Genomic DNA, 14,851 nt, shown 5'->3' with positions numbered 1-14,851 from the left:
GGTCATGGCCATGCTGCCGCTTCGCCCCACGCCGTTCTTCGGCAACAAGAACCGCGCCTTCTGGCGGCTCCAGTTCGTTGGCTGGGGCGGCGCCATGCTGCTGCGCGCCATGTCCAGCCTGGCCAATGCCCAGCCCTGGTCGTTCCTGCTGATCGTGCTGATCGCCTCGATCACCGGCTTTTCGATCTCGTCGATCCTCTCGGTGATCTATCGCGCGCTGATCAACCGGCGCCCGATCATCACCTGGGGTGCCACCGCGCTGGTCCTGGCCGTGGCCGTGGGGCTCTATGCCTTCATCGATGCCTGGGTAATCAGCCTCTATCGCCCCGGCAGCGACGCCGGCTTTGCCCAGCTGTTCCTGGGCGTGTTCTATATCGACCTCACCCTGCTGGGGGCATGGTCCGCGCTCTATTACGCGATCAACTTCTATATCCAGGTGGAAGAGCAGAACGACCAGTTGCTCTATCTCGAGGCGCAGGCGACGTCAGCCCAGCTGGCCATGCTGCGTTACCAGCTCAACCCGCATTTCCTGTTCAACACGCTCAATTCGATTTCCACGCTGGTACTGCTCAAGCAGACAGAGCCGGCCAATGCCATGCTGACCCGGCTTTCTGCCTTCCTACGCTATACCCTGATCAACGAGCCGACCGGCCGGGTGACGGTGGCGCAGGAGGTCGAGACGCTCAAGCTCTACCTCGATATCGAGTTGATGCGCTTTGAAGAGCGGCTGCGGACCGAGTTTCGCATCGATGACGCTGCGCGGTCGGCGCTGATGCCCTCGCTGCTGCTGCAGCCACTGGTGGAAAACGCCATCAAGTATGCGGTCAGCGCGCTGGAAGACGGCGCCCAGATCACCATCGCGGCGCAACTCGTCGGCCCCATGCTGCGGGTCACCGTGTCGGACACCGGGCCGGGCTTGCCAGCAGGCACCGATCCATCAACGCTGTTCGGTGTGCAAACCGACTCTGCCGATAGCCCTTCTACGCCGGGATACCCGGTTTCCACGGGCGTAGGCCTGCCCAACATTCGTGATCGCCTGGCGCAGGCCTATGGCAGCCAGCAACGCTTCGAGGTGGGCAACCGCCCCGAAGGTGGCTTTGCCGTGACCATCGAACTGCCGTTCGAGGCAAAGGAGGAGCCCGCCACGCTCGCCCAACCGGGCAACCGGCTGGCACGGGCATGACGACGCAGGTGGGCATGCCTCGGGAACTTTTCGGGCTTGTCGCATTTGTCACGCGGGGGCAAAAAAACCACAACAGGGCAGACGCTCCAGGCAAAGGTAGCAAATGACCATCCGCACGATCCTCGTCGACGACGAGAAACTCGCCATCCAGGGCCTCCAGCTGCGTCTCCAGGCCTTCCCCGATGTCGAGGTGATCGACACCTGTTCCAACGGACGCGAGGCGATCCGCAAGATCAAGACCGAAAAGCCCGACCTGGTCTTTCTCGATATCCAGATGCCCGGCTTCGACGGGTTCAGCGTGGTCAAGGGAGTGATGGAAATCGATCCGCCGCTCTTCGTCTTCGTCACCGCCTATTCCGAACACGCGCTCAAGGCGTTCGAGGCGAATGCCGTGGACTACCTGCTCAAGCCGGTGGAGGAAGACCGCCTGGCCGATGCGCTTGACCGGGCGCGCACGCGCATGGCCGAAAAGCGCGGGCTGGAGGAAGTGGAAAAGCTCAAGAACGTGCTGGCCGAAGTGGCGCCCGACGCCATGCCCGAACTGGAAGACGATGGCGAAGTGGCCGCAGGCCGTTTTGAAAAGCTGATCAACATCAAGGATCGCGGCCAGATCTTCCGCGTCGACGTGGACACGATCGAGCGCATCGAGGCTGCCGGCGACTATATGTGCATCTACACCGGCGACAATTCGCTGATCCTGCGCGAAACGATGAAGGATCTCGAACGCCGGCTCGACCCGCGCGTGTTCCAGCGTGTCCACCGCTCCAAGATCGTCAACCTCGATCAGGTGCGCCAGGTGCGCCCGCATACCAATGGCGAATGCTTCCTGGTGCTGGAATCCGGCGCCGAGGTGAAGGTGAGCCGGTCCTATCGCGACGTGGTGGCCCGCTTCGTCCACTGACGGCAATGCCGGGCTGTGCCAAGCGCCAGCCCGGCACGTCCCGCGTGCCCGATTGGCCAATTCCGATTGGCACCTCCGCGCCCAGTCGGTAAAGCCGCGTCATGACCGATTTTGCCATTCCGGGTTTCGACCTCGCCGCTTTTGTCCGCGCCACGCTTGAGGAAGATCTGGGCGTGGGGCTGCCGGGCGGCGGTCATGATGTCACCAGCGAAAGCGTGATCCCGGCCGAGGCGCGCTTTGCCGGGGTGATGGACAGCCGCGATGCCATCACGGTGTGCGGACTGCCGATTGCGGCGGCGTTCTTTCGCGCGCTCGATCCAGCGGTCGATATTACCATCCTGGTGGACGAAGGCACCCGCGTGGAACCGGGCACGGCGCTGATGTGCCTGGCCGGCAATGCCCGCGCCATGCTGACGGCGGAACGCTCTGCGCTCAATACCGTGCAGCACCTTTCTGGGGTGGCCACGCTGACGCGGCAGTATGTCGATGCCATGGGGCAGACGCGGGCGCGCCTGCTCGATACGCGCAAGACCATCCCCGGCTTTCGCCACCTGGAAAAATATGCCGTGCGCACCGGCGGCGGGCACAACCACCGCATGGGCCTGTGGGATGCGGCGATGATCAAGGACAACCATGTGCTGGTGGCCGGCGGCGTGGCCGAAGCGGTGCGCCGCGCCTTGGCCGCCGGCGTGGCCGACGTGATCTGCGAGGTGGACCACCTCGACCAGATCGAACCGGCGCTGGCGGCGGGGGCGACGCGCCTGCTGCTCGACAACATGGGGCCAGACATGCTGCGCCAGGCCGTGGCGCTGGTGGCCGGGCGCGTGCCGACCGAAGCCTCTGGCGGGGTGCGGCTCGACACCATCGCCGCGATCGCCGCATCGGGGGTGGATTACGTTTCGGTCGGCCGGCTGACGCAAAGCGCCCCGGCGGCCGATATCGGCCTCGATTTCTCGCCGCTGTAACGCCAAGGTGACGCCGATGAAGCCCCTGCTCGCTGCTCTTGCCCTGCCGCTTGCCGCGCTGGCGCTGCCCGTTGCTGCCCTGGCGGCAGAGGCGCCGGCTTGCCGCCTGCCACCGCGCATCGATCCTGAACCGCTGCCCGCCCCCGATGGCCCGCGCCGCACCGGGCCGATGATCGGCACCACGCTGGCGCTGTCATGGTCGCCGCAGTTCTGCCGCAACCACACGGGTGACGCCATCGGCGGCACGCAGTGCGACGGCAGCCTGGGCCATTTCGGCTTCGTGCTGCACGGGTTGTGGGCCGATGGCCTGCCCGGGCAGTGGCCGCAGTGGTGCCCCGCCACGGTGCCCAGCGCCGAAACCCTGCGCCGCGCCATGTGCATGACGCCCTCGGCCCGCCTGCTCGCCCACGAATGGGCCAAGCATGGCGCCTGCATGGCCCCCACGCCAGAGGCTTATTTTGCACAAGGGGCGCGGCGCATGGCCGCGCTGCATCTGCCCGACATGGACAGCCTGGCCCGCCGCCGCGTGCTGACCGCAGGCGACCTGCGCCGTGCGTTCATCAGCCGCAATCCTGGCCTCACCCCGCAGTCGATCCGCATCAGCGCCAGCCCCGGCGGCTGGCTGCAGGAAGTGCAGCTCTGTGCCGACCAGGCCGATCGGCCCAAGACCTGCGACGGCCTGGGCCTGGACGATGGCAGCCTGTTGCGGATCTGGCAGCGCAAGCGCTGAAGGCAGGGCAGCGGTGGCCTATCCGTTGCCCTCGCCACGCTCCAGCAGCACCAGCGGCACATCACGCGTGCCGTCGGCGTGTTCGGCATAGGCGGTAAAGCCCAGGCGGGCTGCCAGCGCGAGCGAGGGCGCATTGTCGCCATCGATCATGCAGGCCACGCGGCGCGGGCCCTGTGGCGTGGCATGGGCAGCATCGAACCAGTCGAGCACGGCCGTCATCGCCTCGCGCGCCAGGCCCTGGCCCCAGCAGGATGGGGCAAATATCCAGCCGGCTTCGGGCACATCGTCCAGCCCCTGGCCAAAGCCGCGCCAGGAATGGAACACGCCGGCAATGCCGATCACGGCATCATCATCGCGGCGGCGGCAGGTGAAGATGCCATAGCCGTAGAGCGCCCATGAGCCGGCATTGCGCAGCAGGCGCTGGAATTCCTCGGTCACGCTGGTGGGGCGGTTGCCAAGGTGCCGACGCACGTCCTCAGGGGCAAGCAGATCGACCAGCCCGGCATGATCGCGCGGGTGAGGATGCCACAGCGCGAGACGCTCGGTCAAAAGGGCGGGCTGCAAGGCAGACTGCTGGGCGGGCGCGGAGACGGTCACAGGTTCCATTCCCGAAACCTGCCCGATTTCCGCGGCGATGCAAGCCGATCAGCTTTCGAAAAAGCGCCAGGGCCCAGCGGGAATGCCAGCCAGCAGCCAGTGCAACGCCGTGATCAGCCCCCACAGGATCAACGCCCCGCCCCAGGCCCAGCCGAGCTGGCCCAGGTTGCGCAGATCGGGCCAGAACGGCGAGCGGCGCGACCAGATGCGCCATTCCTTGTCATAGAGCGCCTGGAACTTGGCATCCTGGGTGCGTGCACCGCCCACCGCCATCAATGCCAGGCCGCCGTTGAGCAGCAGCGAACGCAGGCTGGGCGCCACGATCAGATGCGAAATGCCCCACAGCGCGATGGCAAACATCATCGGATGGCGGGTCACGCGGAACACGCCCTGGGGCAGCGCGGTGGACAGCCCGTTCATGTTGCGCGGGGCCAGCGCCGGATTGCGCGAGAATGAAGCCAGCAACAGCGCCGTGGCGGTAAAGCTGAGCAGCGAGCCAGCCAGTCAGGGCAGGACGGCATAGCCGTTCCACAGCATTGGCCCATCGGGCGCGCGATCGTGCATGATCAAGACAAGGATCAGCGCGACCAAGGCGATGATGGAATAGACCGCAAGAAAGCCATTCAGCCCCAGCGCCTTGACGGCGGGTTTGCGCAAGGGATGCGAGAGTACCCAGTGGGAACCGGCAAAGAACAGCATCGCCAGGGCCAGGGGTAGATGTGATTCGATCAAGACATGCTCCGTACCCGCTGCATTGCAGCGCTCCCACGCCACTGCAAGCTAGCCTAACAATTGTTTACCATGCTCGCTTAGGCGAGCATAGACGCGTGGCATCCCCCAAGCATGTCTCATTGCCGAACAAATTGATCCGAAGTGGCGCCAGGACGGCGCCACGCCGAACTACCGCACCCCGTGCATCAATTTGCGCAAAACCCCCGAAAGCAGCAGAAGAACGACCCCAATCCCCACCGCGAACCAGCCGATCACATTGAAAACGCTGGTATAGGTGTCAAGACTCAGCTTGAGGTTGGTAACCTCTCCCCCCACGGTTTCCACACTTGCAACCTGCGCAACGATTCCGCCGACATATTGTGCCATGGCAATCGACAAATACCACACGCCCATCATCAGGCCGACGATGCGGGCCAGCGACAGCTTGGTGATCATGCTCATGCCGACAGGCGAGATGCACAGTTCCGCGACCGAGTGGATCAGGTAGAGGCCAGCCAGCCACCACACCGAAACCTTGAAGTCGGGGCCGGCAAAGCGGGTGCCCCAGACCAGGAACAGGAAGCCGGCGCCCACGCCCGCCAGGGCCACGCCGAACTTGACCGGGATCGAGGGTTCCAGCCCGCGCGCGGCCAGCTTGCCCCACAGGATGGTCAGCAACGGCGCCAGGGTGACGATGAACAGCGCGTTGAAGAACTGCGTCTGCCCGGCCGAAATGCTGAACAGGCCAAACACCGAAAGATCCGTGTTGCGGTCGGCAAACAGCGTGAGCGAGGAGCCGGCCTGTTCGAACAGCGTCCAGAACACGGTGTTGAACGTGGTCAGCACCATGGCCGCCACCATCATCTCGAATTCGACCCGGTTACCGGTGCGCCAGGCATAGACCAGGATCGCGGGTACGCCGATCAGGAAACTGGCGAAGAGGATCTTGCCCAGCAGCGGCAGCGCCAGCACATAGGCCAGCAGGCTGGACCCGGCAGCGACTGGCTTGGCATCGAGCAGGTTCTGGAACAGCAGGATGACCGCGCCCACGGCGACAAGGCCGCCGACATAGACGAACGGCGTCAGGTCGCGGCCAGACTGCACCGGCGGCTCGCCATAACCGGCCAGGCGCCCGCCATCGAACTGGATCAGCATCCAGGCAACCGCCATGCCGATCGCGGCCAACAGGAAGCCGGCCCACCACCCCACGGAATCGGCCAGCCAGGGGCAGAGGATCTGCGAGAACAGCGATCCCAGGTTGATGCCCATGTAGAAGATGGTGAAGCCGGCATCGCGGCGGCGGTCACCCGGCGCATAGAGTTCGCCCACCACGGTGGCGAGGTTGGGCTTGAAGAACCCGTTGCCCACCGCCACCAGCGACAGGCCGAGCAGCATCAGCAGCACGTAGAACGACGAGCGCGTGCCGCTGGTGGCGAACTGGTCACCCGGCACGGTGCGGGCGACGTGGCCATCGGGCGCAAGCAGCGCCACGCTGCCATCGGCATTGCCCTTGATCAGCAGCTTGGCGCCATCCATGACCACATAGCGCTTTTCCAGGCCCGTGGCGGTAGGACGATCGACGGTGTTTTCGGCAACCACGTCATAGCGCTGGCCAGCGATTTCGGCATGAGGCTTGGCGGTTTCCCCGCCGAAGCACAGCACGAAATAGCCCAGCGACATCATGATCGCGCCGTATTTGACCGAGCGCTTGGAGCCGAGCACGCGATCGGCGATCAGCCCGCCCACCAGCGGGGTGAGATAGACCAGCGCGGCAAAGCCGCCGTAGAGCCCGTTGGTGGTGCTGTCGCTGAACAGGAAGTGCTTGGTGAGATAGAGCGTCAACAGCGCCCGCATGCCGTAGAAGCCGAAGCGCTCCCACATTTCGGTGGTGAACAGCCGCGCCAACTGGCGGGGATGGCCGAACCAGCCGGTGTCACCATGGGCACTGGTGGACGACAGGGATGAAAGGGGCGTGTTCGCCTCGGTCATGAATGGATGCGCTCCGTGAAAAGCTGCCGGCGGGCGGGGCCGATGAATAGGCAGGGCCGATGGATATGCGACGATCGACGGTTCTGGTGGACGGCTCTTGTTGCAGAAAAGCCAGTCCGGTTGCGGCGGAAACTACCCGGATTGCGCGGTTTGGAAAGGCGCAATTTGCAACCGCGCGCCGCTTTGCAACGAACATGCGCGACAGCGGCAAGCGACTGAATATTCCTTTCTGGAAGCCAAGCCCCACCGAAACAAACCATCGCGGCATGCGTTTTTCGCCACTGGCCGCGCCGGTCCAGCCCCATACCGGAGAGAATTTCACCTGGTGGCCGCAAATGACGCGGTTTTCGGCAAATTTCCCTGCATTTTTTGAACGTTCGATAAGTTGAACACTCGTCCGACATCTGGCACAGTGCAATTTGCGCCGCGACGGGGGTCAATCGGCGCACAAGGGACTTCATACGATGCCGGGGGGCATCGCGTAGGGGGAGTGACATGATACGTTCCGAACTGCTGCAAGCTTTGGCCAAGGACAGCCCGGGCCTTCGCGCCGAAGAGATCGAGCGCGTGGTTGACGTGTTCTTCGACGAAATCGCCGGGCGCCTCGCCGACGGTGGCCGGGTGGAACTGCGCGGCTTTGGCGCCTTTTCCACGCGCGAACGCGATGCGCGCAAGGGCCGCAACCCGCGCACCGGCGAATCCGTCGACGTGCCGGGCAAGCGCGTGCCCTATTTCAAGCCGGGCAAGGAAATGCGCATCCGGCTCAACGCCGAGTGCTCCTGCGCGGCTGATACGGTTTGGCGCCGGCGCGGCCCGCCAAGGGCCACCACGGCGCCAGGGACGCTGCTGCCAAGGGGCAGGTAGCAGCGTTACAGGGGGGGCAGGCAGCGTTTTTGCACGAGACAATGGCGCTGCCTGCCATTCATATCCCGCCAACGCACCACAGCCGGCGCGACCAGGCGACAAGCCCCAAATCTACCAAGTCTAACAGGCAGTCAGGCTCGCGCCCGGCATAGGGACAGCGGGCCTTTTTTGCAGGGGTGCCGCGCCGCCCCCTTGGCGCGCGGCGGCCACCTGCCTATAGCCGCACAAGCCGTGCGGGCGTGGCGAAATTGGTTAGACGCAACGGACTTAAAATCCGTCGGGCTTTGCCCATGCCGGTTCAAGTCCGGCCGCCCGCACCACCATCACCTTCATGCGACAGTGGCACGCCGGCCGGCTTGAGGATCAGGCGCGGGCTTCCTGAACCCCGGCGCTGTTGTGGCGCAGTGCCTTGAGCACGGTATCGACGATATGCGGAGCATTGAGCCCAGCCGCGTCATACTGCTTTTCGGGCGCGTCGTGATCCTGGAACACATCGGGCAGGCGCATGGTGCGAATCTTGAGGCCGCTGTCGGTCAGCCCTTCGTCGCTTGCCATGGTCAGCACATGGGCGCCTAGGCCGCCAATCGCGCCTTCCTCGATCGTCACCACCACTTCGTGCGTGGCGATAAGGCGGCGGATCAGCGCATCGTCCAGCGGCTTGACGAAGCGCAGGTCGGCCACCGTGGTGGACAGCCCGCGTGCATCGAGCTGATCTGCGGCCTTGAGCGCTTCGGCCAGGCGCGTGCCGAGCGAGAGGATCGCCACCTTGCTGCCCTCGCGCACGACGCGGCCCTTGCCGATTTCCAGCCGCTCGGGAACGGTGGGCAGCGGCACACCCACGCCATTGCCGCGCGGATAGCGGAAAGCGATCGGGCCGCTGTCATGACAGGCGGCGGTGTGCACCATGTGAACCAGTTCCGCCTCGTCGGCGGCGGCCATCACCACCATGTTGGGCAGGCTGGCCAGATAGGTCACATCGAACGAGCCGGCATGCGTGGCGCCATCGGCGCCGACCAGCCCCGCGCGGTCGATGGCAAAGCGCACCGGCAGGTTCTGGATCGCCACATCGTGCACGACCTGGTCATAGGCGCGCTGCAGGAACGTGGAATAAATCGCGCAGAACGGCCGCATGCCCTGCGCGGCAAGGCCGGCAGCAAAGGTTACCGCATGCTGCTCGGCAATGCCCACGTCGAACAGGCGATCGGGATAGGTCTTGGCAAACTTGTCGAGCCCGGTGCCCGACGGCATTGCTGCGGTGATTGCGCAGACCGTGGGATCGGCCTGCGCCTCGGCCATCAGGGCCTGGGCAAAAACGTTGGTATAGCTGGGCGGGCCGCCCGCGCTCTTGGCCTGCTCCCCGGTGATCACGTCGAACTTCTGCACACCGTGATACTTGTCGGCAGCAGCCTCTGCCGGGGCATAGCCCTTGCCCTTTTGCGTCACCACGTGGACCAGGCATGGCCCTTGCGCCGCATCGCGCACGTTTTCCAGAACCGGGATCAGCTGTTCCAGGTTGTGCCCATCGATCGGCCCGACATAGTAAAAGCCCAGCTCCTCGAACAGGGTGCCGCCCATGGCCATGCCGCGGGCAAATTCGTCGGTCTTCTTGGCCGCATGGTGCAGCGGGCGGGGCAGCTTGCGCGACAGGCGCTTGGCCAGTTCGCGCAGTTCCAGGAACGGGCGCGACGATACCAGCCGCGCGAGATAGCCCGAGAGGCCACCCACCGGCGGCGCAATCGACATGTCGTTGTCGTTGAGGATCACGATCAGGCGGTTGCCGGCAGCTTCGGCGTTGTTCATCGCCTCGTAGGCCATGCCCGCGCTCATCGCGCCATCGCCGATTACCGCAATCGCCTTGCCCGGCTTGCCGGCCAGCTTGTTGGCCACAGCAAAGCCCAGCGCGGCCGAGATCGAGGTCGAACTGTGCGCGGTACCGAACGGATCGTATTCGCTTTCGCTGCGCTTGGTGAAACCGGAAAGGCCACCGCCCTGGCGCAGGGTGCGGATGCGGCTGCGCCGCCCGGTGAGGATCTTGTGCGGATAGGCTTGGTGGCCCACATCCCACACCAACCGGTCATCGGGGGTGTTGAACACGTAATGGATCGCGGTGGTGAGTTCCACCACGCCCAGGCCGGAGCCAAGGTGCCCGCCGGTCTGCCCCACGGCCGAGATCATCTCGGCGCGCAGTTCATCGGCCAGTTGGCGCAATTGACCAGGCGCCAGGCGGCGCAGGTCGGCGGGGGTATCGACGGTGTCGAGCAAAGGCGTGGCCGGGATTTCGGTCATTATCGCGCCTTACACCCCTTGCCGCGCGCTGTCGAGAAAACCCCTATGGTTCGCACCAAGGGGCGTGGAAACAGCAGCTTGGGCCTTGTCGCTGGCCCTCACAACGCCATGTCGAGCGCGTGGAGGGCAAGGCCCACCAGCCCGCCCACCAGCGTGCCGTTGATGCGGATGAACTGCAGATCTCGGCCCACGGCGCCCTCGATCCGCGCGGTCACGGTGCGGGCATCCCAGCGGCGGATGGTTTCCGACACCAGCCGCACGATCTGGCTGCCATAGCGGCTGGCCACGCCCACCAGCGTGCGCCGGGCAAAGCGGTTGACCAGCAGCGCCAGTTGCCGATCGGTTTGCAGCGCCCGGCCGAGGTCTGCCAGGGCCACGCCGATCTGGCCCGACAGCGCGCCATTGCCACCGCCGCGCACCGCCGCCAGCAAGCCACCGCGCGCGCGCTCCCATAGCGCGTCGAGCCAGTCGGTGAACGCGGGGTTGGCCAGCACTTCGGCCTTCATGCCTTCAACGCGGGCGCGCATGGCGGGGTCTTCGACGAGGTCGTGGGCAAGCTGTTCCAGCCCTTCCACGATCTTCATGCGCAGCGGGTGATCGGGATGCACCACGGCTTCGGCCAGCAGCTTGTAGATGCCATCGAGGATGGTGTTGGCCAGCCGCTCGTCCAGCTTGACCAGCCGCACCAGGGCATTGGCGCGATCGTGGATCAGGTTGCGCAGCAGCGCCTCGTTGGCTTCCAGGGTCTGCGCCGTCTTGGCCAGCAGCGCCTCGATCAGCGGCAGATGGCGCCCGTCGGCGATCATCGCCTGCAACATCTGGCCCAGAAGCGGCGCCAGGTCGATCCGGTCTATCTGCTGGCGCAAGGCCTGCTTGGCCATGCCGCCCAGCTTTTCCCGATCGAGCGATTCCAGGATATCGGCCGCCAGGCTGGCGGCACCGGCGGCCAGGCGCCCCTGCTCCCCGCCTTGGCGTGGCGCCGCCAGGAAGGAACCGGCCGCCCCGGCCACGTCCAGCCCGGCCATGCGCCGCGCCACCACCTGGGGGGTGAGGAAATTGGACTGGAGGAAGCCGGCGAGGGAATCGGCGATGCGATCCTTGTTTTCCGGGATGATCGCGGTGTGCGGGATCGGCAGGCCCAGGGGATGGCGGAACAGCGCGGTGACGGCGAACCAGTCGGCCAGGCCGCCAACCATCGCCGCCTCGGCAAAAGCGCGCAGATAGCCCCAGCCCGGCGCGGCGCCGGGGGCGGCCAGCATGGTGCGCGCCAGGGCAAACAGCCCGGCCATCACCACCAGCAGGCCGGTGGCGACAAGGCGCGTGGTGCGCGCCCGGTCAACGGGCGGGATCAGGGGCCTTGCAGCGCGGGCCAGACGGCGGGGAGTGATGGTCACTCCGCCGGGAATGCCTCATGCACGGTGTGGTTCCCATCGGCATGGCCGCCGGGGCCGCCAGGCGCGCCCTTGGCGCCATGCCCGGCGGCACGCGGCTGGCTGGCCAGGAACACGCGGGCCAGCCAGGGACCAAGCCGCTTTTCAAAGCCGTCAGCCAGGCTGAAACCGGCCGGCACGATCAGCAGCGTGAGCAGGGTGGAGAGCGTGAGGCCGCCGATCACCACCGTGCCCATCGGCGCGCGCCAGCCCGCGTCACCGCCCACCGAAATGGCAGTGGGCACCATGCCGGCGATCATCGCCACGGTGGTCATGATGATCGGCTGCGCGCGCTTGTGCCCGGCCTCGGTAATCGCCTCCAGCTTGCCTTTGCCGGTCGACATTTCCTCGATCGCGAAGTCGATCAGCAGGATCGAGTTCTTGGCGACGATGCCGAACAGCATGAGCACGCCGATGAACACCGGCAGGCTCAGTGCCTGGCCAACCAGGCCCAGCAGCATCAGCCCACCCAGCGGCGCCAGGAACAGCGAGCCCATGTTGACCAGCGGCGAGACGAAGCGGTGATAGAGCAGCACCAGCACCGAGAACACCAGCAGCACGCCGGTGGCGAGCGCGATGAAGAAGTTGGTGAGCATTTCCTGCTGCCAGCGGTCTTCCCCGGCCGGGGCGTTGGATACGCCGGTGGGCAGGTTCTGCATGATCGGCAGCTTGGCAATGGCATCCATCGCCGTGCCCTTGACCACGCCGGGCGGCAGATCGGCGCCCACGAAGATGCGGTGGTTCTGGTTGTAGCGCTGGATCGTGGTGGGGCCCGAGCCAAAGCCGATGCTGGCAACGCGCGCCAGCGGCACCGACGTGCCCATCGCAGTCTGCACCGGCAGGTTTTCGATGGTCGACAGATCGCGGCGGGAATCGAGCGGCAGCTTGACCCGGATCGGTACCTGGCGATCGGACAGCGAGAACTTGGCGCTGTTCATGTCGATTTCGCCCTGGGTGGCGATGCGGATCGTCTGGCTGAGCGCCTGGGTCGTCACGCCGAGCGAGGCGGCCAGATCAAGATGCGGGGTGATGACGATTTCCGGGCGGCGCAAGTCGGCGCTGATGCGCGGCGCCACCAGTTGCTTGAGCCCGCTCATCTGCTGCACCAGGGTTTGCGCGGTGCGCTGCAGGAGATCGGGATCAGAGCCCGAGAGCATCACGCTGATCGGCCGGCCCGAGCCGCCACCGCCGCCGCCATTCTGGCTTTGGAACGTGACGCGCGCATCGGCGATCTGCTGCAGGCGCGGGGTCAGTTCGCGCTGGAACTGCAGGCTGGTGCGCGGGCGGTCCTTGCGCAGCGTCATGATGATGCGCCCGCTGCCCTCGGTGATCCGCTCCAGCGCCACTTCGATCTCGGGCTCGTTGCGGATCAGGTTGTACACCTCATCCACCTTGGCGGCCGTCTGGTCGATCGTGGTGCCGGGCACCATTTCCACGTTGATCTGCGAGAAATCACTATCGGTATCGGGGAAGAACTGCGTGGGGATGACCACGAACATAGCGCCCGTCAGCACCAGCGCGCCAAGGCCGATGCCCATCATCCACAGGCGATGATCGCGCAGCCGCGCCCGCACCCGGCGGCGCGGATGCAGCGCGCGATAGGCAGCCGCACGCGTAGTATCGAGCGACCAGCGCAGCACCGCCATGTAACGGTCCATCCACGGGCCTTCGCCATGGGGAATGTCGCGCTGGTCACGCTTGAGGAAATAGGCCGCGACCATCGGCGTGATCATGCGCGCCACCAGCAGCGAGAACAGCACTGCCACTACTACGGTCAGGCCAAAGTTCTTGAAGAACTGGCCCGAGATGCCCGGCATCAGGCCCACCGGCAGGAACACCGCCACGATCGAGAAGGTGGTGGCCACCACCGCCAGGCCGATTTCGTCGGCCGCGTCGATCGCGGCCTGGAACGGCGTCTTGCCCATGCGGATATGCCGCACGATGTTCTCGATTTCCACGATCGCATCGTCCACCAGCACGCCCGCCACCAGGCCCAGCGCAAGCAGCGACATGGTGTTGAGCGTAAAGCCCATGAGATGCATCACAGCGAACGTGGGAATGGCCGAGAGCGGAATGGCGATGGCCGACACGAACGTGGCCCGCCAATCGCGCAGGAAGAAGAACACCACGATCACCGCCAGCACCGCGCCTTCGACCATCGAGGACATCGAGGTGTGGTACTGCTGCTTGGTGTAGTTCACGCTGGTGAACAGCTGGGTGAAGCGGATCTTGTGGCCTTGCTCGGCCGAGATCTTGGCCAGTTCCTTGACCGTATCGTCATAGACGCTGACATCGGATTCGCCGCGGGCGCGGGCGATGCTGAACGTGACGACCGGCTTGCCGTTGAACTTGGCGATCGAGGTGATTTCGCTGAAGCTGTCGCGCACGTCGGCGACATCGGACAGGCGGATCACCCGGCCGGCTGCCACGGAAATCTGCGTCTGCCCCAGATCGAAGGCGGACCGCGCGTTGCCGAGCACGCGCACCGACTGGCGCGCGCCGGCCACTTCGGCCTTGCCGCCCGCCGCGTTGAGGTTGACCTGGCGCAGGGCATTGTTGACCTGCATCGCGGTCACGCCGAACGACTTCATGCGCATGGGATCGAGCGTCACGGCGATTTCGCGGGTAACGCCGCCGGCGCGATGCACCTCGGCCATGCCGGGCACCGCCAGCAGGCGCTTGGCCACGGTATCGTCGACGAACCACGACAGTTGCTCGATCGTCATGTCATCGGCCGACACCGCCCAATAGGCGATCGGATCGGACGAGGTTTCGGCCTTGAACACCTGCGGTTCCAGGATGCCGTCGGGCAGATCGCCACGCACCTGGTCCACCGCGTTCTTCACTTCGGCCACCGCGCCATAGATGTCGGTGCCGATCTTGAACTGCACCATCGTCTGGCTGGAGCCTTCCGACGCGGTGGAGGTGATCGTGTCGACCCCGGCGATGGTGCGCACGGCGCTTTCCACCCGCTGCGTGATCTGGGTCTCGATTTCAGTGGGCGCGGCGCCGGGCTGGCTGATCTGCACGATCACCAGCGGAAACTCGATATCGGGCTGGTCCTGCACCTTCATCAGCATGAAGGAGACCAAGCCCGCCAGGGTCAGCCCCAGGAACAGGACGATGGGAACGACCGGGTTGCGGATGGACCAGGCCGAGAGATTGCGAAAGTTCATGGCCGTTTCCCTGGTCCGA

At 65.7% G+C, this 14,851-nt stretch carries 10 protein-coding genes, 1 tRNA gene and 2 pseudogenes; 7 read left to right on the top strand and 6 right to left on the bottom strand.

The genetic code is table 11. The features are described from left to right. Positions 1–4 precede the first annotated feature (4 nt). From SCA01S_RS04975 to SCA01S_RS04960, 4 genes are all read left to right on the top strand, one after another. The gene (locus SCA01S_RS04975; RefSeq protein ID WP_062783715.1) at positions 5–1,183 is read left to right on the top strand and encodes a sensor histidine kinase; all 1,179 of its coding nucleotides are present in this window, start codon (positions 5–7) and stop codon (positions 1,181–1,183) included. A 103-nt stretch (positions 1,184–1,286) separates the two neighbouring features. Next, entirely contained in the window at positions 1,287–2,084 is a 798-nt protein-coding gene (locus SCA01S_RS04970; protein ID WP_054131754.1) for a LytR/AlgR family response regulator transcription factor, read from the top strand. Between the two features lie 101 nt (positions 2,085–2,185). Continuing rightward, positions 2,186–3,049, top strand: coding sequence for a carboxylating nicotinate-nucleotide diphosphorylase (nadC, locus tag SCA01S_RS04965; protein WP_062783490.1), 864 nt, complete (start codon positions 2,186–2,188; stop codon positions 3,047–3,049). A gap of 16 nt (positions 3,050–3,065) precedes the next feature. Continuing rightward, positions 3,066–3,779: a ribonuclease T2 family protein gene (locus SCA01S_RS04960; protein ID WP_062783487.1), complete on the top strand. Its 714-nt coding sequence runs from the start codon at positions 3,066–3,068 to the stop codon at positions 3,777–3,779. Between the two features lie 18 nt (positions 3,780–3,797). On the opposite strand, the gene SCA01S_RS04955 is transcribed toward SCA01S_RS04960, so the two are convergent. From SCA01S_RS04955 to SCA01S_RS04940, 3 genes and pseudogenes are all read right to left on the bottom strand, one after another. Beyond that, complete coding sequence (locus tag SCA01S_RS04955) at positions 3,798–4,385, bottom strand: GNAT family N-acetyltransferase (protein ID WP_062783483.1); 588 nt, start codon at positions 4,383–4,385, stop codon at positions 3,798–3,800. Positions 4,386–4,424: 39 nt separating this feature from the next. Continuing rightward, positions 4,425–5,075: pseudogene (locus SCA01S_RS04950) on the bottom strand (NnrU family protein). Positions 5,076–5,276: 201 nt separating this feature from the next. Then, positions 5,277–7,076, bottom strand: coding sequence for a peptide MFS transporter (locus SCA01S_RS04940; protein WP_062783476.1), 1,800 nt, complete (start codon positions 7,074–7,076; stop codon positions 5,277–5,279). A gap of 194 nt (positions 7,077–7,270) precedes the next feature. Here SCA01S_RS04940 and SCA01S_RS04935 point away from each other — a divergent pair, with 194 nt between their 5' ends. From SCA01S_RS04935 to SCA01S_RS04925, 3 genes and pseudogenes are all read left to right on the top strand, one after another. Next, the gene (locus SCA01S_RS04935; RefSeq protein ID WP_062783473.1) at positions 7,271–7,465 is read left to right on the top strand and encodes a hypothetical protein; all 195 of its coding nucleotides are present in this window, start codon (positions 7,271–7,273) and stop codon (positions 7,463–7,465) included. A gap of 106 nt (positions 7,466–7,571) precedes the next feature. Continuing rightward, a pseudogene (locus tag SCA01S_RS04930) lies at positions 7,572–7,844 on the top strand (integration host factor subunit beta); the annotation flags it as partial. 329 nt (positions 7,845–8,173) lie between these two features. Next, positions 8,174–8,260: transfer RNA gene (locus SCA01S_RS04925), tRNA-Leu, on the top strand. Between the two features lie 43 nt (positions 8,261–8,303). Here the strand turns inward: SCA01S_RS04925 and dxs are convergent. The 3 genes from dxs to SCA01S_RS04910 form a co-directional block, all read right to left on the bottom strand. Further along, positions 8,304–10,226 carry a 1-deoxy-D-xylulose-5-phosphate synthase gene (gene dxs, locus SCA01S_RS04920; RefSeq protein ID WP_062783471.1) on the bottom strand — a complete coding sequence of 641 codons (1,923 nt, stop codon included), beginning with the start codon at positions 10,224–10,226 and terminating at the stop codon, positions 8,304–8,306. Between the two features lie 98 nt (positions 10,227–10,324). After that, positions 10,325–11,515, bottom strand: a complete 1,191-nt coding sequence (locus SCA01S_RS04915) for a DUF445 domain-containing protein (protein WP_062783713.1) — start codon at positions 11,513–11,515, stop codon at positions 10,325–10,327. 101 nt (positions 11,516–11,616) lie between these two features. Continuing rightward, positions 11,617–14,832 carry an efflux RND transporter permease subunit gene (locus SCA01S_RS04910; RefSeq protein ID WP_084390775.1) on the bottom strand — a complete coding sequence of 1,072 codons (3,216 nt, stop codon included), beginning with the start codon at positions 14,830–14,832 and terminating at the stop codon, positions 11,617–11,619. Positions 14,833–14,851 lie beyond the last annotated feature (19 nt).

The organism is Novosphingobium capsulatum NBRC 12533, assembly GCF_001598375.1.
Taxonomy (GTDB): domain Bacteria; phylum Pseudomonadota; class Alphaproteobacteria; order Sphingomonadales; family Sphingomonadaceae; genus Novosphingobium; species Novosphingobium capsulatum.
Note: the sequence above shows the minus strand (reverse complement) of the source record. Positions and strands in the feature narration are given on the sequence as shown.